This window comes from Nioella nitratireducens, from assembly GCF_001879715.1.
GTDB lineage: Bacteria > Pseudomonadota > Alphaproteobacteria > Rhodobacterales > Rhodobacteraceae > Nioella > Nioella nitratireducens.
Window position 1 is genome coordinate 244,956 of record NZ_MNBW01000004.1, and the last position, 18,954, is coordinate 263,909.

The following is an 18,954-nucleotide window of genomic DNA, read 5'->3' on the forward strand; positions in this document are numbered from 1 at the left end:
CGATGGCGGCACGGTTCGGGGCGCGACGATCGGTGCGGGTACGCCTTTTGGTGATCGCGCTGCTGCCGATGCTGGTGCTTTTGCCGCTGATGCTGGGCAGCACCATGCTGCGGTGGTCGGGAAAGATCGACGATATTCTCGTCACCAAGGTCAATGGCGACCTGACCATTGCGGATCAATATCTGACACGGTTGATGGAAATCTCGGGCGAGCGGCTGGACGCCGTGGCCGGTTCTGTCGCGCTGCACGATGCGCTTGGGCAGGACGAGGCGCTTGCGGGGTTGATGGCGGACCGGCGCGACGCGTTGCAACTGGACTTTCTCTACCTCACCACGGGGGCCGACGGCCCCGGCGGCTTCCCCTCGGGCGACTGGCCCGTGGTGCGCGCGGCGTTGCGGGGCACAGCCGAAAGCGCAATCGACATTCTGTCAGCAGGGGCGTTGGATCAACTTTCCCCAGGTCTGGCAGACCGCGCCGCGATCCGCCTCGTGCCGACGGTGGCGGCCGTCCCCACCGAGCGCGACGTTGAAGACCGGGGAATGATCATCCATTCCGCAGCACCCGTGACACTGCCCGATGGGCAACGGGCGGCTCTTGTCGGTGGACGTCTTCTGAACCGCAACCTCGACTTCATCGACACGATAAATGCCCTTGTCTACCGCGAGCAAAGCCTGCCCGAGGGCAGCCGGGGCACCGCTACGCTCTTTCTCGAAGATGTGCGGGTCTCGACCAACGTGCGTCTGTTTGAAAATGTCCGCGCGCTCGGCACCCGTGTGTCGGCGGCTGTGCGCGCGCGGGTTCTTGACGAGGGGCAGGTTTGGCTCGACCGGGCCTTCGTGGTGAACGACTGGTATATCTCTGCCTATGAACCTATCGTCGACAGCTTCGGTGACCGCGTGGGAATGCTCTACGTGGGCTTCCTGGAAACCCCGTTCCAGCAGGCCAAGAGAACATCGGTCCTGACGATTACACTGGTCTTCCTGCTTATCGCGGCGGCCTCGGTGCCGATCTTCCTTCGGTGGGCCGAGCGCATTTTCCTGCCGCTTGAGCGCATGACCCAGACCATTGCCAGGGTCGAGGCGGGAGACCTGCAAGCGCGCAACGGGGACACCGGGGATTCCGGCGAAATCGCACAGGTCGCGGGGCATTTCGACAACCTTCTTGACCAGATACAAGAACGCGACCGCCAATTGCGGGACTGGGCCAACAGCCTTGAACAAAAGGTCGAGGAGCGCACCGCCGACCTGCGCGCCGCGACCCGCAAGCTGGAAAAGACGACCGAGCGGTTGATCATGTCCGAAAAACTGGCCGCCGTGGGGGAAATCACCGCTTCGGTGGCACATGAGATCAACAACCCGATCGCGGTCATTCAGGGCAACCTCGACGTGGCCCGAACCTTGCTGGCCGAGAACGCCGACGCGGTCGATACCGAATTTCGCCTGATCGACGATCAGGTCTACCGCATCGGGTCCATCGTATCGAAACTGCTGCAATTCGCCCGGCCCGAGGAATATTCCGGCGCGGCCAATGTCATTTCACCGGCCGATGTCGTGCGCGATTGTCTCGTGCTGACACGGCACCAGACCGAGGCAAACGGGATCGAGACGGTGACCGCCATCACGTCGGACCGCAAAGTCCTGATGGCCCGGACCGAATTGCAACAGGTGTTGGTAAACCTGATCCTGAATGCGGTTCACGCCATGCCCGGTGGAGGCAGGCTGACCCTTGAGGTGCACGATGCCGCGAACGGGGTCGACATCTTGGTGGAAGATACCGGAACCGGAATCGCCCCCGACACATTGCGCCGCATTTTCGACCCCTTCTTTACCACCAAACAAGCGCAAGGCACCGGGTTGGGCCTGTCGATCAGCCAGACGCTGGTGAGTCGTGCGGGCGGGCGTATCACCGCCGCTTCTGAGCTCGGAAAGGGCAGCACGTTCAGAATTTTCCTGCCCCGGTCGGATCTGGCCTGATTTGGACAGAATGTCCCGTTTTCTACCCCTGCCAGGAAGGGATCGGACAAATTGTCCGATATGCGCTTGGCCGAGCCCGGCCGGGTTGTCAAAATGTCTATGTAAGCAACTGTTTTAAAATGATTATTTGTTTGACACCAGACACTCAACTTGCCCAATTCTGCGTCGTGGCATGCAGTCGCATGCCGGTTTGACCGGCCGGCTCCCGGGAGGGGAGACCTCGGCCACGGTCTGACACAGAGGGAGGATAACAACATGAGTAACGCCCAAGGGGGCGGCGCGCTCGGATTTTTGCACAAGAGCAATATCGTCGCCCAACCCGGATTCAACCGCTGGCGCGTGCCGCCCGCATCCATCGCCATCCACCTTTGCATCGGCTCGGTCTATGCCTGGTCGGTGTTCAACCCGGCCCTGACGCGCCAACTTGGCGTGGTGTCGCCCGCCGCCGGGGATTGGAGCCTGAGCTCCGTCGTCTGGATTTTCTCGGTGGCTATCGTGTTCCTAGGACTGGCCGCGGCCTTTGCTGGAAAATGGCTGGAAGACGTGGGCCCGCGGATGGTCGGCGTGGTGGCCGCCTTCTGCTGGGGCGGCGGCTTCATCATCGGCTCGTTCGGCATCGCCAGCCATCAGCTCTGGCTGATCTACCTTGGCTATGGCGTGCTTGGGGGATGCGGTCTGGGGCTTGGCTACGTCTCTCCGGTTTCGACCTTGATCCGCTGGTTCCCCGACCGTCGGGGCATGGCGACCGGCATGGCCATCATGGGCTTTGGCGGCGGCGCGATGATCGCGGCGCCGGTCAAGGGCTGGTTGCTGAGCGTCTTCTCCAAGGCTCCTGACTACCTTGGCGCACAGGATGCGGTGGCCACGGTGGTCGAGAATGGCCGGATCTTCGCCGAAACCGCGGCCGGTCGCGTCGAGGTCGTGATCGCCTCTGCCACGCAAGCCGCTGAAATCGGCGGTCAGGCGGGTGTCTACGTCGTCGGCTCTGGCAATACAGGCGCAGCGGCCACCTTCATGACGCTCGGCATCGTCTACTTCGTTGTGATGATCATCGCTTCGTTCCAGTATCGCGTTCCCGCTGCAGACTGGAAGCCCGAAGGATGGCAACCAAAACCCGTCTCCTCGGGCTTGGTGACGCAGAACGACGTCCATATCGACCAGGCGCTGAAGACGCCGCAATTCTGGCAGATGTGGGTCATGCTGTGTTTCAACGTGACCGCCGGGATCGGCGTGATCGGCGTGGCGAAGACGATGATGAGCGAAATTTTCGGCAGCACCATGCCGTTGATCGTGACCGCCGGTTTCGCCTCGACCTACGTTCTGATGATTTCCGTCTTCAACATGGTGGGCCGCTTCTTCTGGGCATCGACCTCTGACTTCATCGGGCGCAAGGCAACCTACATGTGCTTCTTTGTGTTGGGGACCCTGCTCTACCTGTCGATCCCCTACTTTGCCAGCGCAGGCGCCTCGGTTCCGTCGATGATCTACCTGATCGGCTTCTACGCGGCGACGATGATCATCTTTTCGATGTATGGCGGCGGGTTCGCAACGATCCCGGCCTACCTCGCGGATATGTTCGGCACCATGCATGTGGGCGGCATCCACGGACGCATCCTGACCGCATGGTCCACGGCAGGGGTTCTTGGACCTCTGGCGATCACTTCGCTGCGGCAGATGTCGGTAACGAACGCGATCGACGATCTGGCCTCTCGCGTCGATCCTGCGGCCTTCGCAGAGACGTTCGGTGCGCCGATCAGCCAGTTGCAGCAACTGGTTGACGCCCACACCGTGACCATCGCGCGCCTGATGGAGATCGCACCAGCGGGCACCATTGACCCGACGCCGAGCCTTTACAACACCACCATGTATTGCATGGCGGCGCTGCTGGTGGTTGCGTTCTTCGCCAACCTGTTCATGCGACCGGTGAAAGAACACCACCACCACAGCGAGCCGGAACTGGCCAGCGTTCCGGTCGAGTGATCTGACCGCTAGAATTGAAAACGGGGGCGCCAGTTTGGCGCCCCCGTTTGACGTATGGGCAGGCCAAGCGCGACATCGCCGACCTCATGCCTTGGAACGACACAGCCAAGGTCGGCGGATGGGCTTGGACAGAGGGGCCCAGGCTGTCGGAACGGGCCCGATGAATCTGAACAGTTGAGTTAGGTGGGTTTTCTGCTCCCACTCGGCCAACGCCGCCCGGCGCCACCGGCCGGGCGCGACGAGGGGGGCCTCGGACCGGCTGGACAGTATCCGGTCATAGAGCTGCACCATGAACAGAGGGCCGGTCAGGATCAGCAGGGTCACGAACACCGATGCTGCACCAACGAAGGCAAACATCCACGCGCCATCGTTGCGGGCGCGCGCAGTTCGGGGCGGCCGTCGACGGTTTCAAGCTGGCGCATGGCAACCGGGCCGCCTTGTCCATGGTCAGGCCACCTGCGCCAGTGGCAGCGACAGGGCGAGCGTCGCACCGGTGTTGGTCTTGATGAAATCGACGCTGCCGCCAAGAGCATGGGCGCGCCGACGCATGTTGACCAGCCCCATGCCGCCGCTGTCAACGGCCTGTACCGGGGTGCCGCCGCTGTTGGTAACCGTCAGGCGGATCCGGTCCACGCCCTCCGGTGCGCCGGTGATCGTGATCTGGTCCGGGTTACCGTGGCGGACGGCGTTACTGACGGCCTCCTGCAGGATGCGCATGATGTTGAGGGCCTGTTCCTGGCTCAGGTGCTCGATTTCGGGCAGGCGGGTCATCGACCACGTGACGTCGATGCCGAGGTTCTCGATCGGCTCGACGCAGCGGTTGCGGAACAGGCCGAGATAGTAGCGCATGCTGCCGCCCCGGAAGGCAATGGCGTCCATCACCATGCGCAGGTCGACCAGTGCATTCCTTGCGGTGCGCTTGATGTCGGGGGTCGTGTCGTCAGGCCGGTCAGACAGCGCGACGATGGTCGCGAGGTGCCCGGCGACGCCGTCATGCAGGTCGGCGGTGATGCGCGCGCGTTCCTCGGACAGGATGCGGTCGCCGTCCAGCTTCTGCTGGCGCTCGAAGGCGGCGGCCAGTTCCTCCTCCTTCTCGCGGAGGCGACCGCGCAGGGTGATCGCGGCGGCGTCGAGCGAGCGCGCCTGGTCGACCAATCGGCGGACGATCAGGATGGTGATCGCGGTGACCGTGAAAAAGCGGCTGAACAGCGCCACGAACAGTGCATCCGACAAAATGAACAGACGGATCGCGAAGTCGTGGGCCGTGCCCGCCACCAGAAGGACGAGACCGAACAGGAACAGGACGTGTTCAGGGCGAGGATCGCGGATCGACACGACCGTGAGGATCCCGATCGATGCCAGAACGCAAAAAAGGAAGAACGGCAGCGAGAAGTAGAACCCGATCTGCGGCCCGGCGACGCCGAGGCCCTCGCGCACGACGAGCAAGACCACCGCGAGGGTGATCAGAGCGGTCAGCACCACCCGCGACAGCCGGAATTCCGCCAGCGACAGCGCGAACCCGAAGAGCGCGACACCCGCAAGCGGCACCACGATGTAGACCTTGTTCTGGATGGCATCGACGAGGGGGAAGCCGGTGGTGATCGTGCCGAGTGCGGCCAGGCTGGCGAAGGTCATCGTCAACCCAAGCCAGCCGAAGGTCTGGTCGCTGGGGCGCAGCGCGAACAACAGCAGGCCGATGCAGGCAAGGACCGCCTGCATCCCGAACAGCACCTGCTTGATCGAATCCCTGAGGAAGCCGCGGGCATGGTAGACCCCCCGAAGCTGGTCAAGGGACCCGAAGACGACTGGCGACAGCGACCCGAGCGGCGCCGGGCCGACCTCGACCGACAGGCGCACGGTATTGGACCCCGGCCGCAGGTGGTTCGGCGGCAGGAACACCATGGAGGTCGAGCGGTCGAGCGGGTTCCAGCGCCCGGCGATACGGCTGTCGAACAGCATGGCCCCCCGCAACAGAACCCGCAGCCGCTGCTCGAAATAGGGGAGGTAAAGGAACAGGCCCTCGTCCGGGACCTCATCGAGCACGAGGTCGATCTCGAACGCGCGGGTGGTGACCTGACCGTCCTGCGGCGTCCACTGGATTGGCAGCGTCACCTCCCGGCGCGTTCCATCCGGCAACTCCATGACCGCGCGGTCGATGGACTGGTCGGCGCCCTCAAGCGTCAGGAACCGCTCGACCGCCTGGCCAAGCATCGAGAAGCCGACCAGCAGCACGAGGATCCAGAGCATTCCTTTCAGGGCGCGGGTCAGGTACACCCGCCTCATAGGTCGATCAGGCCCCGCTGGTGGGCGAGGAAGACCGCCTCGGTCTTGGTCGTCGCCTCGAGCTTGCGGTAAATGTTGCGGGCGTGGACTGGCACCGTCTGGGCCGAGATGCCCAGCATCTCGGCCACCTCGCGGAACGAAAACCCGCGGGAGATCATCGTCAGCACGTCGCGTTCGCGCGCGGTCAGCGAGATCTCGGGCTCGTCCGGCGGGTCGACCGGAGCGGCCTCGGGGGCTGCCTGCATCGATTCAACGATAAGCCGTGCGATGGTGGCCGACATCGGCGACTTGCCTTCCAGCATCATCTCGATCGCCGCCAGCACGCCGATCGACTCGTCATCCTTGACCACGTAGCCGGTGGCACCAGCGCGGATCGCCTCAAGCACGACGGGGCCGTCATTCAGCACCGACATGACGATCGCCTGGGCACCCGGCTCTTTCGCCTTCAGGGCGCGGATCGCGTCGATGCCAAGGCCGTCCGGCAATTGCAGGTCGGCGATCAGGATGTCGACGCGGGTCGTGCCGATGGCCGCGATCGCCTCGGCTACGGTGCGGCAGACGGGCAGCAACCGGCCCTCGGACCAGGTGTCGAGGATGCCGCGCAGGCGGTCGGCAACGGCACGGATGTCCTCCAGCAGCAGCACGTTGTAGGGTCCATCGGGCATCGTGGTTCCGTCGTCCAGCAGGTCCTGCAGATGGCCACCGCTGCCCGGTGCCAATGTCGGCCACGGGCGGTCGCCATCCTTGTCGGGACCATTTGTTGCGGCTATGGCCCCGCTTGTCAAAAGATGAAGCTGTCGACCACGACTTGATCGGCAAGCCAGGTCTGCGCATCGGTCAGGTTCAGCCCGTCGAGATGGATCGTGGCAGCCCCGAAGCCAAGGTCGATCCCCCCGCCCGAGGCCGACGCGTGGTTTGCCAGGATGGTCGCTACATTGGTTTCACCGCCGGTCAAGGCAAGGCTCAGGTACAGCAGGTCCCCGTCGGCCTGGCCGAAATCGGTGATCGTGTCCGATCCATCGCCAAGGTCGAAGACGAAAACATCGGCGCCAGCATCGCCGGTCAGCGTATCGTCGCCAAGGCCACCGATCAGGGTGTCGTTGCCACCGCCGCCAGCGATCGCGTCGCCACCGTTCCTGCCCGACAGGATGTTCGCCACACCGTTGCCGGTGATCGTATCGCTGCTGCCGCTGCCGATCACGTTTTCGATCGACGTGAGCGAGCCATAGAAATACTGGCCGATATGCGTGTTGCCAGCGGCAAGGTCGATCTTCCATTGATAGCCCGTCGTCTCCCACATGGCAGTGTCGTTCCCCGCACCGCCGTTGAGAGAATTGGCGAAGGGGGCGCTTGTCACCACAAGGAGGTCGTCGCCATTCCCGCCATTCAGGTAGTTATCGCCAGTGCCGCTGTAGAGGATGTCATTGCCATCGTTCCCATTGAGGACATCCCCGCCATCGTCTCCGTAGAGGATGTCGTCCCCATCACCACCGTTTAGATCGTCATACCCCCCGCCGCCATGCAGTGTGTCGTTGCCGACATCGCCATATAGCGTATCGACGGCATTTCCGCCGGACAGCACGTCGTCGCCGTCGCCGCCATAGAGCGTGTCTTGGCCGTCATTGCCGTTCAGGGTGTCATCGCCGGCATCGCCACGGATGGAATCGTTATCCCCTTGGCCGGACAGACTGTCGTCTCCAGCGCCGCCCGATATCTCGTCATCTCCGGCGCCACCAAGAACGGTGTCATTGCCATTGCCGCCCCAGATGTCGTCATTGCCATTGCCGCCGTCGATCAGATCGTTGCCGTTCATGCCCTTGATCACGTCAGCACCGCCACGCCCCGAGATGGAGTCATCGACAGCCGTACCGTTCAGGGTTTCGCTACCCCCTCCCCCATCAATCCGGTGGGTCACCGACAGGAAGACCTGTGCCACATCTAGGCTATCGGCACCGTGGCTGTCCTGCGTGTCGACCGAGAACATATAATAGCCGACCGCATCCGGGTTCGAGCCCGTCATTTGAATCGTCAACGTGTTGTCCGACGGGTTCAGATACAATGGATAGAAGTTCGCTAGGGTATCGGCGAGGCCCGTCACTTGCGTCATCGCGCCGTCGGTGCCGATGTGCCAGATTTCTCTCAGAAGAAGATCTGTCAGCGCATCGCCTTCCGGGTCCGCGAACATCGCGGCTGTTGCGGGCAGCGTGATAACCGTCGATGCCCCCGCCGCGATCTGATCCCAGGCGACGAAGTTCCTCGCGCTGTTGTCATAGCTCGCACCCAGACGCACCTCCGCCTCGGCATTCACGGTGTCAAAGGCGCTGCTCGGCACGAAGACCGGCCCGTCATTGACGCCATTGACCGTCACCTCGACCGTATTGGTCGCTGTCGCACCGTGGGAATCCGTCGCTTCGACCGTGAAGCTTGTGGTCGCGGTCTCGCCAGCGGCAAGGCTCAGGAAATCGCGGCCTGGATCGAAGGTGAAGGTCGAGCCCGAGATCGACGCGCTGCCGCCAGTGCTGCCGCCGCCGACAACCGCATAGTTCAGCGATGCCCCGTCATCGTCGCTGTCGACGTCATTCCCGTAGGCCGCAAGGTCCAGAGAGCCGCCCGAGGTGGCAAATGTCGCAGCCGCCAGGGTCGGCGCGTCGTTGACCGGTGTCAGGTCCAGCGTCGCGCTGGCAGCGACCGAGGCGGTTCCGTCGGAGACTGTGTAAGAGAATGTCACGCCAGTGTCGTCGTTCGCGTCCGGCGTGAAATCCCAAGTGCCATCGCCATTGTCGACAAGGGTGCCGGATCCAGACGAAATCGTGAGACCCGACACCGACAGGGCATCGCCTTCGACATCCGTGGCATTGGCCAAAAGATCGGCACTGGTGATCGTACGGGGGCCGGTATCCTCGACCAGCGCCGCCAGCGTCTCGGGACCGCTCACCACGGGCGCGTCATTGACCGGCGTCAGATCCATCGTGGCCGATGTCGCGGTTCTGAAGGCACCATCATAGACCCTGTAGGACAAGGTAACCGAGCTGTCGTCATCTGCGGCCGGGGTGTAGGTCCAGGTACCATCGCCGTTGTCGATAAGCGTCCCGTTTCCGCTGGCAAGCACCATATTCGTCACGGAAAGAGCATCGCCGTCGAGATCCGACGCATGCGCCAGCAATTCGGCACTCGTGATGGTGACGGGACCGGAATCCTCGGCAATCGGCGCCAGCGTCACCGGGCCGCTCACATCCGGCGCGTAGTTCACGCCATCCACGTCCAGTGTCACTTGTGCTGTGCTGGTTCCGCCACGACCGTCGGACACGGTGTACCAGAAACTGTCGGTTGTGACCTGGCCCTGACCAAGCGCATCCAGCGTAGCCGAGGCCGTCGGGTCATAGCTGACGCTGCCGTCTCCGTTCAGCGTGACCGTTGCACCAAGCGCCGTCGTGATGCTGGTCGCACCCGCTGCACCTGCACTGGCCGCTAGGGACTGGATCGTCAGCGCATCGCCGTCGGGGTCGGTGTCGTTGCCAATCAACTCTGCCATCTGGAACGTGGTCGCCTGGTCCTCGGACACATAGTGGTCGAAGGCCGCACCGCGGTCCGCCTGCGAGATGTGCAAACGGTAGCTCCCGTTCGTGCCTCGCACGCCTGAGACGGCGACGTAATAGGTGCCTGCGTCCAGAGTATCCTGAAGGAATGGATCCGCCGTGTGGTCCGCGCGGTTCAGCCCATACGGGTTGTACCCCTCGCCGGAACCCGGATCATTGTTCGCGAGTCCTGCATCGAGATTGCCAGCGATGTGCCCGCCAGCGGCATTGTAGACCGCGATTTGGGTGTCCGCACCGATCAGGTAGTAGCCCGAGTTATTGACGCCGTAGTGCCCGCCCCCGTCGATGTCGAACACCAAGGCGGTGTTGTCCTCTGCGACCGTGAAAGCATAATAGTCGACATCATTGCTGTTCGACAGCGTGCCCTGGACCGTGACATGCGGATTGCTGCCGGAACGGGTCACCTGGCTGTTGGGGCTGAGTTCGAACAACCCGCTCAGGTCGACTGCATTGGCGATGGAGTTGTTGTTTCCGGCGGCCTCCACTTGCGCGGTCGACGGGCTGTAGATACGCGACTGGAACAGGTCGTCAACCGCCGTCGGCGCCTGGTTTTCCGCAGCTCCAATCACTACAAGGCTGACTGTGGTCGGCGTCGTCGCCTGACCGTCGCCAACGTCGTAGCTGACCGTCAGAGTCCGCGACTGGCCAGCGTTCAGTGCGTCGTACTGACCAGGGTCGATGATGACGGTGCCGTCGCCATTGTCGGTAAAGGCGACACCCTGACCAAGATCATCTGTCACGCTAATGCCGGAGACCGACAGCGTATCACCCTCAACGTCTGAGGCGTTGGCCAGCAGGTCGATCGTGACCGCGGGATCATCCTCACTCACGCTACCGGCGTCAATCGCCGACGCGGTCGGAGCGTCGTTGACCGGTGTCAGGTCCAGCGTCGCCGTGGTGGCGACCGAGGTAGTGCCGTCGCTGACGCTGTACGCGAAGGTAACATCGGAGTCGTCATTGGCCGCAGGCGTATAGGTCCAGGTGCCGTCGCCATTGTCGGCAAGCGTGCCGTTGCCGGTGGCAATGCTCAGACCGGTCACACTCAGCGCATCGCCGTCGATGTCGGAGGCATTGGCCAGAAGCTCGGCGCTGGTGATCACCCGTGTGGTATCCTCGGCAGAGGCCGCCAGGGTGACCGGACCGCTGACCTCGGGCGCGTCGTTGACCGGTGTCAGGTCCAACGTGGCGCTGGCAGCGACCGAGGTGGTGCCGTCGCTGACGCTGTAGGCGAAGGTCACGCCCGTGTCATCGTTTGCCGCAGGCGTATAGGTCCAGGTGCCGTCGCCATTGTCGGCAAGCGTGCCGTTGCCGGTGGCGATGCCGAGGCCGGTGACACTCAGCGCATCGCCGTCGATGTCCGAGGCGTTGGCCAGAAGCTCAGCGCTGGTGATCACCCGTGTGGTATCCTCGTCGGAGGCCGCCAGGGTGACCGGACCGCTCACGTCCGGCGCGTCGTTGACCGGTGTCAGGTCCAGCGCCGCGGTGGGCGACCGAGGCGGTTCCGTCGCTGACGCTGTAGGCGAAGGTCACGCCCGTGTCATCGTTTGCCGCAGGCGTATAGGTCCAGGTGCCATCGCCATTGTCGGCGAGCGTGCCGTTGCCGGTGGCAATGCTCAGACCGGTGACCGACAGCGCATCGCCGTCGATGTCGGAGGCGTTGGCCAGCAGTTCGGCGCTGGTGATCACCCGTGTGGTATCCTCGGCAGGTTGGCCAGAAGCTCGGCGCTGGTGATCACCCGTGTGGTATCCTCGGCGGAGGCCGCCAGGGTGACCGGACCGCTGACCTCGGGCGCGTCGTTGGTTCCGGTCACGGTGATTGTGACGTCCTGCGCAACCGCCGCGCCATGCTCGTCCGTGATTGTGACGGTGAAGACCTCGTCCAGGCTCTCGCCGTTGGACAGGGCCTGGACGGTGGCGGCGGCAGTGTCGAGCACGTAGCTCCACGCGCCGGTCGCGGCGTCGACGGTGAACTGGCCATAGGTCCCGGCAGCGTCGCCGGAGAAGGTGAGGACCGCGCCATCGTCGGCGTCGGCGGCGGTGACCTGGCCCGTGACGGTCGCGGCGGTGTCCTCGACGACGGCACCGGACTGTGGCGCGGAGGTGACCTCGGGCGCGTCGTTGGTGCCGGTCACGGTGATCGTGACATCGGCCTGGGCGGTGTCGCCGTCGGTATCCTCGACCTCGTAGGTGAAGGTGACGGTGTCGGACTGTCCTTCGGCGAGATGGTCGAAGGCGCCCGCCGGGTCGAAGGCGAAGCTGCCGTCTGGGGCGCCTGCGGTGCCCGCGTTGAAGGTGAGCGTGCCGGCGGCCGGGCCGCTGACCAGGCGCACGGCCAAGACCCCGTCGGGCACGTCGTCATTTTCGAGGACCGAGGGGAAGACAGTCGCCGCTTCGTCCTCGGTCAATGTCGCGAAATCGGGGGTGGCGACGATCGGGCCGTCACCGGGCGTTACCATAACGCCATCAACAAAGATGCGAAGCTGCTCGATTTCATGGACGGTCAGGTCGAAGGCGGTGAACCGGAACCCGCCGGACGGCCCGTGACCGTGGCCGTCGCGGTGTTCACCGTCGTCGTGGCGGTCATGGTCGTCACGCCGGTCGCCCCGGTCCCGGTGGTCGTCCCGGTCCCGGTGGTCGTCCCGGTCCCGATGGTCGCCCCGGTCCCGGTGGTCGTCCCGGTCCCGGTGGTCGTCCCGGTCCCGGTGGTCGCCCCGGTCCCGGTGGTCGTCCCGGCCGCGGTCGTGGCCTCGGTGCCGGTCATGACCGTGACGGTGACCGGAACCGCCGTCGAGATAGGCCAGGAAGGCCGCAATGTCCGACTGCACCGCGTCGGACGCCCATTCGGCCTGCGTCAGGCGCAGGGTCAGCGTGTCGGTGCCGGTGCCGCCGAAATAACTGTCCGAGTCGCCAACATTGCGCGCCGCAACATAGGTGAACGAATCGTTGCCGGTCCCGCCATCGAGGACGTCGCTGCCGGCACCGCCGCGCAGGGTGTCGTCGCCGGTCCCGCCGGAGAGGATGTCGTTGCCGCCCTTTCCGTGGATCACGTCGTCACCGCCGCGCACGTCGATCCGGTCGCGGCCGCCAGTACCGTTCAGGAAATCATCGCCGTTCGTTGCGCGGTTCCGGTGGTCGCCCCACGACGGTTCAGTTTCATGACGGCGATCGTGCGACTCGTTTCTTGACATAATTCCCCCCCCGCGCGGGGACCAAAAGACCGGTCCGGGGCCCCGACACTCGCCACCAGCTGACGCAACCAAACACGAAATGGGCCCGGAACCGGCCTCGGGCGCCGCTGGGGAAGATTTAGAAAACGTCAAAAGAGGGGTAAATACCACGAACGTGGTAGAAAATATCGTAAGAGTGGAATTTGCCGCGAACGTGGCAGATGCCGGAATGCCATACTGAACCGCGCCGGATTTTCTGGAACGCAAAACGCCGCCCTGGGGCGGCGCGTAAGTCTCAGTAATCACGGGATATTTTTGGTTGCGGGGGCAAGCAACCACCGTCACTTGCCCACTCCCCTCTCTCTTGTCTAATTCCAGCACCAGAAACTGATGACAATCGCGCGCTTAAAAGTCCCAGTTTAGCGAATAATTCGCGGCTGTCGCTCCGCCAGACATCATAGACACCCCCACTCTTGACGATCCATTGCGATTGTCGAAATACCATGTGCGATTGAGTGAAAGGCCGAGGGAGCCACCTGCCTCAGTGGCTTCTGCATCAAAGTTGAGGCCGTATTCGCCCTCACCTTCATCCACTTGGTAAAGCAGGTCTACCCCAAGTGATAGGCCGCAACTCGTGCTCGTGTCGCGCCCGAAGACAGAATTGCAGAACATTCCCGGCGTTACCGCGATCCTGTTTGCGTTCTCCTCGGACATCATCCTCACGAGCTCCGCCTCCGTAAACAGTCGGAGCACACCCATGTCGTGGAGATTAATCTCACTCTGCTCCTCAGCCTCGCCAAGGCGGGCCGTGACTGTTCCGGCTTCAGGGATGGCAAAGGCCAAGTCTACGCCAGCCCGCAGAGCGATATTCGTCTCGCCCGAAATCAGATCGCGAGACACAGCCAACCCACCGTAGATCGCTCCAAAACCGAATCTGCCCGTGGCAATGATCGGATCGCCTGCACCGAAGCTGAGTTCATAGTCGTTCAAACCCAACCCAAGGCCCAGATAGTGTTCTGCGATCAAATCGTTTTCCAGTCGCGTTGCTCCTAGCGCGCCCAACGGCGGCGAAAGCCGTCAATCTCCTGTGGCGTGTAGAAATGTGCCATGGTCGCGTTTTCGTAGAACCAGTCAAGGTCCGAAGGGCTAAGCTGTAGGGATTGGGTGACCTTGGCGTAGAGTGCCTGATACCGCTGTTCATGGGCAACCTTGGCATCGGGGAAGCAGGGCATAGGCTTGCCGAACAGTGCCCCCGCTGCCCTCAACAGCTTAGCGTGGGCCTCTGGGGTCTTGAGGTCTTCCATCCGATAGACCAGTGCCTGATTGCGGCCATAGACCCGCAGCGCCTGCGCCGTATGGTCAAAGGGCACCGTGCGAATGTCCAGGCCAAAGGGCGCGTGCAGCTCTTCCTCGAACCAGATGTCGAAATCACCGATGATTCCGGCCAACAAGGTGATTAATGTGTCAGAGCCGTCATCGCCGTTGCGCGCGGCATCCAGCGCCCTGTGAAAGATCTTCAGGATGTTTTCAGGAGAGCCGCTGTCCCGCGGCGTGACCGGGAAGGGGGTGTATCCCAAACGGTTGCACAAGAAGCCCACCGCGGACAGCGCCCGCGCGACCGGATCGCGGACGCCGGAAATGATGGTGGCAGGCGGTCCATGCCACTGGCCATCTTTTACATAGGCGGCGATAGTGTCCTGCGGCCGCCCCAAACGCGGTATTGTCAGGTGTTTTATGGTCTGCACCGGCGGTTTGGCGGCAACCACCTTTGCGATTTTTTCCAGCCGCTTTGCGGAGATCGCGTGGAAGTGGCTGATCAGCGCATCGGGGCAGGTTTCACGCATCAAGGCTGCCCATGACCGCGATGCAACCTTGGCCATCTGAAAAATCAGGATGATGTCCCGTGGATCGCTCTGTTGGTCCGCGCTGCTCATCGCGTGTTCAGATCGTCTAGGGCCAGGCGGATAGTTGGATGCTGCAGGAACAGCTCCGGCTCGATCCGCTGGCCGAGATGCTTTTCCAGTTCAAAGGCAAGTACGACCATATCCATCGAATCCGCGCCAAGTTCGTCATAGGGCTTGTCCAGCTCTGCTTCGGTGAAGGGGCGGCCCAGAAACTTGCCCAGCCGTTCGACGGAAAGGTCGATCAGTGAATTTGTGTCAGACATTCAGAGAACCTTGATGTGCATGGTTTCATATTTGCGCGTGTTCTTTCCAGGTCCGATGGACCTGTCCGGACGCGCAGCGATGTTCAACTGCGACAGGTGGCGCAGCGAAATTTCGATGGCGCGCCGAGTCATCTGCCGCCCTACGCAAAGATGCGGCCCGGCCCCAAAGGCGATGCTTTCGGGGTGAGATGGGTCCATACGCTCCGCATTGGCAAAGGCGGCCGGGTCTGCATTGGCCGCCGGAAGGTAGATCATCAAAACGTCTCCTTCGGCGATTTTCTGGCCACACAGGTCAATTGGCCGGGTGGCGACACGGTTCACTATCTGCACGGCGGAGGACAGGCGGATCACCTCATTCACGATATCTTGCGGTGCCCGCCAATCCGGCGGGGCCAGGTAGCCTTCTTGCGCGTCCAGCATATGCGCCAGCCCCAGCGTCAGGGTCCCCGCCAGCGTATCCCGGCCCAGCAGCGTCAGGGCAACCAGAAATTCCGCCCGTGCCTGCTGGCTGTCCTCTATCCCGGCGCGGGACAAATGGCCGCCGATCCGGTCCAGCATGTCACTGCCTTGGGATCTGGCAAGAATGGCGGTCATCCGGTCCAGCAGCACCCGGGCGCGGTCATTGGCCTCCAGCAGCGCGCCGACCCGCACGGCGAAATCCACCGCCCCGTCCGATGATGCAAGGCTGGCAAAATCTGCCCGGTCCGCGGGGTCCAGGCCGCAGACCCGCCCAAAGGCCTCCACATGCACACGGTCGGCGTAGCCTGTGGCAAAATCCCCGCCGCGCGCCGTTCTGAACGCATCCAGCAGCTCTTGGGACGCGGCCGCGTAGGTGGCCAAGTAGGGGTCCATGATCGCTTGCAGCACGCGGGCGAAAAGCCCGCGCAGCTGTTTGTGCCGCTCTGCGTTGTTCAGGAACGGGATCCAGCGCGACACGTTGATCAGTTCGTCCAGCCGGTGCCCGGACAGGCGCGCCACATGATCGAAGGCCTGAAAGACGTTGTACACATCCAGCCGCGGGTCGCGCAGGGCGGTTTCGCAGGCTGCGCGCGACAGGACAAGCCAGCGCCGCATGGACCCGGACCACAGCACATCGCCCTCGGCCCGCAGGCGGGTGAACACGGCCTGCGGGTTGGCCAGTATCTCCGCGCCATCATACAGGTAGTCAGTGTGCGCTTTGGCTGACATCAAGCCGGATCCGTTTTTCAAATGCGCCCTCGGCCAGCATGTCCCGCGCCCTGGTCCGCTGGATCTTGCCGCTGCTGGTGCGTGGCAAACACGCCCCGGAGACAACGACAACCCGGTGCAGCTTGATCCCGAGCGCCTCACCGATCCGGGTGTTCAGTTCTGGCAGATGTTCAAATTCGGCCGCGCGCGGCATTTCCAGCACAAGGCACAGCTGTTCCGTGCCCTCGGCCGCCACCGCGAAGGCCGCAGCGCCCCCGGCAATGGCGCCAGCCGCCACGTCCAGGGCAATCTGTTCCACGTCCTCTGCAAAGACATTCTTGCCGCGAATGATGATCTTGTTGGCGCTGCGCCCGGTGAGGAAGATCTCGCCCGCATGGCGGTACCCATAGTCACCGGTCTCCATCGGCGGCAGGTCACCATCGGGGGTCAAGCGGCGCCAATCCGCCTGTTCGCCCACAACCTGCCCCAGGCTAGATCCGCTGATGACAACAGGGCCGATCACGCCATCGGGGTAGGGGGCAGCCCCGGGGCCGATCGTCACGGACAGCCCTCGGACCGGCGCGCCGAGGCTCACCAGATCGCGCCCGTCACGGTGGCAAAGGCGCGGCCCGCCCGCCCGCTTGCCGGAACTGACCAGCAGCGTGGCCTCCGCCATGCCGTAAGAGGGCGCAATCGCATCCGGGGACAGGCCAAGCGGGCCAAAAAAATCCTGCAACCCGTCAATGGTGCTGCGCTGCACCGGTTCACCGCCGATGATCAGGTTTTGCAGGCAAGTCAGGTCCATCCCGGCGGGGGGCTCCTTGCGGGCCTCGTCGATCAGCCGGGCATAGGCGAAGTTCGGGGCGCTGGTGATTGTGCCGCGCCAGGTGTCAACCGCCCGAAACCAGGACAGCGGTTCCTGGATGAACATAGTCGGAGGCATCAGAACCGAGGTGCACCCCATCCAGAACACGGCGATCACCCCGCCGACCAGCCCCATATCGTGGTGCAGGGGCAGCCAGTGCACCCCGACCGAGTCGGCAGTCAACGCAAACCGATCAACGATGGCTTGTGCATTTGCCGCAATCGCGCGCGGGCCCACAAGAATGGGTTTGGGGTTGGCGGTTGTGCCTGATGAAAACTGTAACAACCCGCCGGCCGCCGCCACATCGCAAGCGCCTTGCATGCCATCCTCGATGCGTATCAGCATGGCGGGGCCTGCCACCGCGCGCAGCCTTGCAACCTCATCCGGGGCAAGATCATGCAGGATGACATCGGGCCGCGCGGCGCGGATGACGTGGCTGTTGCGCTCCACGATCCGTGAGGTCAGCACGCTGGAGCCCGGTATTCCCACGCCGCCACGCATCCACACGGCAAGCAATGCCGTCACGAATTGCGAGGCATTCCGGCAAAAAAGCAAACAGCCCAGGGGCCGGTCTGTGGCCGGGGCGGGCAGGGCTGCCGCGATGGCCGCTGCGCGGGACCAAAGTTCTGCCCAGGTCACGGTCAAGGGGGCCTCGGCGCGCCGCTGCATGAATACGAAAGCCGTCCTGTCTGGATGCTGTAACACATGAGACTGGACCCTATGAATGACATCGACCGACGGCGTTATTCCCATGGTCCGCTCACCGGAATAGTGAGGTCGGGGGCTCGATCAGGCCAGTCCGGGGCGGGCAGCCCGCAGCGGCGTCATCAATGAAGGAGCGCAAATACCCGCATAGTTCATGGATTGCTGGTGCACGGAAGTACTGGCCGTGTCCGGCGGACAGGAAACCATGGGCGGCTGAGCAATATTGCCGCCCCCAGACTGGGGTTGGGTCACGGCCCTGCAGAAAGGGGTTATAGTCCGCACTCTGCCGGCCGAACAGGTGCAGCACATGACCAGGGTAGGAATAGGCCAGTTCATGTTCCATAATGATCAGTCGCGGCGCCGGGGCGCCCGCCTGGATCAGCAGATGGGCAACTGCCTCGATGATCGGCGCCGCCTGACAATTGCCACCCAGAACCTTGGGCGCCGCCGCGTGGGTTTTGAGAATTTCCTGTGTCAGAAGCCTTGCGAGAGCCAGGCGGTTGAGCTTTTTGGCGGTCTTGTCGAACACCAGCGCATGAAGCGAACGCGTGGCATAAATAGGTTGATCTGCCCCGATGTGGTGCGCCAAGGATAGCGGCTCTACCCAGCTGTTAAAACACCAAATAATCGGCTCCCGCGCCCCGTCCCGATTGAACGCGACGAAGGGACCCTCGCCATGCTGCACCGTAGCCGGTAGCTTGGACTGACTTTGTACGATCAACGCATACAAGGCATCGGCCGTGTATTTGGTGGGGTCTTCGGGCAGGGGTTTGGACGTCGCGCACATGTGCAACCGATATTCGAGATGCCTTCTGAATGGAATACAAAATATTCTTGAATCCAGACTGGAATTGTCAAATTGTTTCGCCCGATTGTGAGGCGTGAAAGGTGTGCTTGTCCATGCCTCAGTCACCCTGCCACTTCAACTCCGAGCGCAGTCTCACTTCTCGATCGAATTTCAAGCTGAACCGTACTGGACCTGTCACGTCTTTGTGCCGCCCCAAGTGCTCGTTTAGGCCACTTTCCGTTCGAAGGCGACCGGGCTTTTCCA

General features: G+C 63.2%; 14 protein-coding genes. 2 read left to right on the forward strand and 12 right to left on the reverse strand.

The annotated features are described in order from the left end of the window. The first annotated feature begins 2 nt into the window (after positions 1–2). Entirely contained in the window at positions 3–1,973 is a 1,971-nt protein-coding gene (locus BKY27_RS05500) for a sensor histidine kinase (protein ID WP_071673438.1), read from the forward strand. Positions 1,974–2,228: 255 nt separating this feature from the next. After that, entirely contained in the window at positions 2,229–3,953 is a 1,725-nt protein-coding gene (locus BKY27_RS05505) for an OFA family MFS transporter (RefSeq protein ID WP_071673439.1), read from the forward strand. A gap of 84 nt (positions 3,954–4,037) precedes the next feature. Here the strand turns inward: BKY27_RS05505 and BKY27_RS05510 are convergent, their stop codons facing one another. The 12 genes from BKY27_RS05510 to BKY27_RS05570 all read right to left on the reverse strand — a co-directional run bounded on the left by BKY27_RS05510 (position 4,038) and on the right by BKY27_RS05570 (position 18,690). After that, positions 4,038–4,310, reverse strand: a complete 273-nt coding sequence (locus tag BKY27_RS05510; RefSeq protein ID WP_071673440.1) for a hypothetical protein — start codon at positions 4,308–4,310, stop codon at positions 4,038–4,040. A 90-nt stretch (positions 4,311–4,400) separates the two neighbouring features. Next, positions 4,401–6,200 carry a sensor histidine kinase gene (locus tag BKY27_RS05515; protein WP_071673441.1) on the reverse strand — a complete coding sequence of 600 codons (1,800 nt, stop codon included), beginning with the start codon at positions 6,198–6,200 and terminating at the stop codon, positions 4,401–4,403. Between the two features lie 32 nt (positions 6,201–6,232). Beyond that, positions 6,233–7,021: a LuxR C-terminal-related transcriptional regulator gene (locus tag BKY27_RS05520; protein WP_199559072.1), complete on the reverse strand. Its 789-nt coding sequence runs from the start codon at positions 7,019–7,021 to the stop codon at positions 6,233–6,235. Then, the gene (locus BKY27_RS05525) at positions 7,018–11,274 is read right to left on the reverse strand and encodes a cadherin-like domain-containing protein (RefSeq protein ID WP_084667860.1); all 4,257 of its coding nucleotides are present in this window, start codon (positions 11,272–11,274) and stop codon (positions 7,018–7,020) included. Before BKY27_RS05525 ends, BKY27_RS05520 begins: the two co-directional genes overlap by 4 nt. Beyond that, a complete protein-coding gene (locus BKY27_RS05530; RefSeq protein ID WP_071673443.1) occupies positions 11,210–11,518 on the reverse strand; it encodes a cadherin-like domain-containing protein in 309 nt (102 codons plus the stop codon). The genes BKY27_RS05525 and BKY27_RS05530 overlap by 65 nt, the downstream gene beginning before the upstream one ends. After that, positions 11,515–13,020: a VCBS domain-containing protein gene (locus BKY27_RS19735; RefSeq protein WP_084667861.1), complete on the reverse strand. Its 1,506-nt coding sequence runs from the start codon at positions 13,018–13,020 to the stop codon at positions 11,515–11,517. The genes BKY27_RS05530 and BKY27_RS19735 overlap by 4 nt, the downstream gene beginning before the upstream one ends. Positions 13,021–13,404: 384 nt before the next feature. Next, on the reverse strand, positions 13,405–14,025 hold the full coding sequence (locus tag BKY27_RS05545) for a hypothetical protein (protein ID WP_146636182.1): 621 nt from the start codon (positions 14,023–14,025) through the stop codon (positions 13,405–13,407). 23 nt (positions 14,026–14,048) lie between these two features. After that, on the reverse strand, positions 14,049–14,933 hold the full coding sequence (locus BKY27_RS05550; protein ID WP_071673447.1) for a hypothetical protein: 885 nt from the start codon (positions 14,931–14,933) through the stop codon (positions 14,049–14,051). Continuing rightward, positions 14,930–15,166 (reverse strand): acyl carrier protein, encoded by a 237-nt coding sequence (locus BKY27_RS05555; protein WP_071673448.1) that lies wholly within the window; start codon positions 15,164–15,166, stop codon positions 14,930–14,932. Before BKY27_RS05555 ends, BKY27_RS05550 begins: the two co-directional genes overlap by 4 nt. After that, positions 15,167–16,354 carry a cytochrome P450 gene (locus BKY27_RS05560; protein ID WP_071673449.1) on the reverse strand — a complete coding sequence of 396 codons (1,188 nt, stop codon included), beginning with the start codon at positions 16,352–16,354 and terminating at the stop codon, positions 15,167–15,169. It abuts the gene before it with no gap. After that, positions 16,332–17,951, reverse strand: coding sequence for an AMP-binding protein (locus tag BKY27_RS05565; protein ID WP_084667862.1), 1,620 nt, complete (start codon positions 17,949–17,951; stop codon positions 16,332–16,334). The genes BKY27_RS05560 and BKY27_RS05565 overlap by 23 nt, the downstream gene beginning before the upstream one ends. Before the next feature lie 7 nt (positions 17,952–17,958). After that, complete coding sequence (locus tag BKY27_RS05570; protein WP_071673451.1) at positions 17,959–18,690, reverse strand: hypothetical protein; 732 nt, start codon at positions 18,688–18,690, stop codon at positions 17,959–17,961. Between the last annotated feature and the right edge of the window lie 264 nt (positions 18,691–18,954).

Bases quoted from the DNA above. Each gene is read 5' to 3' on its own strand.
- BKY27_RS05500 (WP_071673438.1), top strand. From the start codon at position 3: ATGGCGGCACGGTTCGGGGCGCGACGATCGGTGCGGGTACGCCTTTTG.
- BKY27_RS05550 (WP_071673447.1), bottom strand. From the start codon at position 14,933: ATGAGCAGCGCGGACCAACAGAGCGATCCACGGGACATCATCCTGATT.
- BKY27_RS05565 (WP_084667862.1), bottom strand. From the start codon at position 17,951: ATGGGAATAACGCCGTCGGTCGATGTCATTCATAGGGTCCAGTCTCAT.
- BKY27_RS05505 (WP_071673439.1), top strand. From the start codon at position 2,229: ATGAGTAACGCCCAAGGGGGCGGCGCGCTCGGATTTTTGCACAAGAGC.
- BKY27_RS05510 (WP_071673440.1), bottom strand. From the start codon at position 4,310: ATGTTTGCCTTCGTTGGTGCAGCATCGGTGTTCGTGACCCTGCTGATC.
- BKY27_RS19735 (WP_084667861.1), bottom strand. From the start codon at position 13,020: ATGTCAAGAAACGAGTCGCACGATCGCCGTCATGAAACTGAACCGTCG.
- BKY27_RS05570 (WP_071673451.1), bottom strand. From the start codon at position 18,690: ATGTGCGCGACGTCCAAACCCCTGCCCGAAGACCCCACCAAATACACG.
- BKY27_RS05515 (WP_071673441.1), bottom strand. From the start codon at position 6,200: ATGCTCTGGATCCTCGTGCTGCTGGTCGGCTTCTCGATGCTTGGCCAG.
- BKY27_RS05555 (WP_071673448.1), bottom strand. From the start codon at position 15,166: ATGTCTGACACAAATTCACTGATCGACCTTTCCGTCGAACGGCTGGGC.
- BKY27_RS05560 (WP_071673449.1), bottom strand. From the start codon at position 16,354: ATGTCAGCCAAAGCGCACACTGACTACCTGTATGATGGCGCGGAGATA.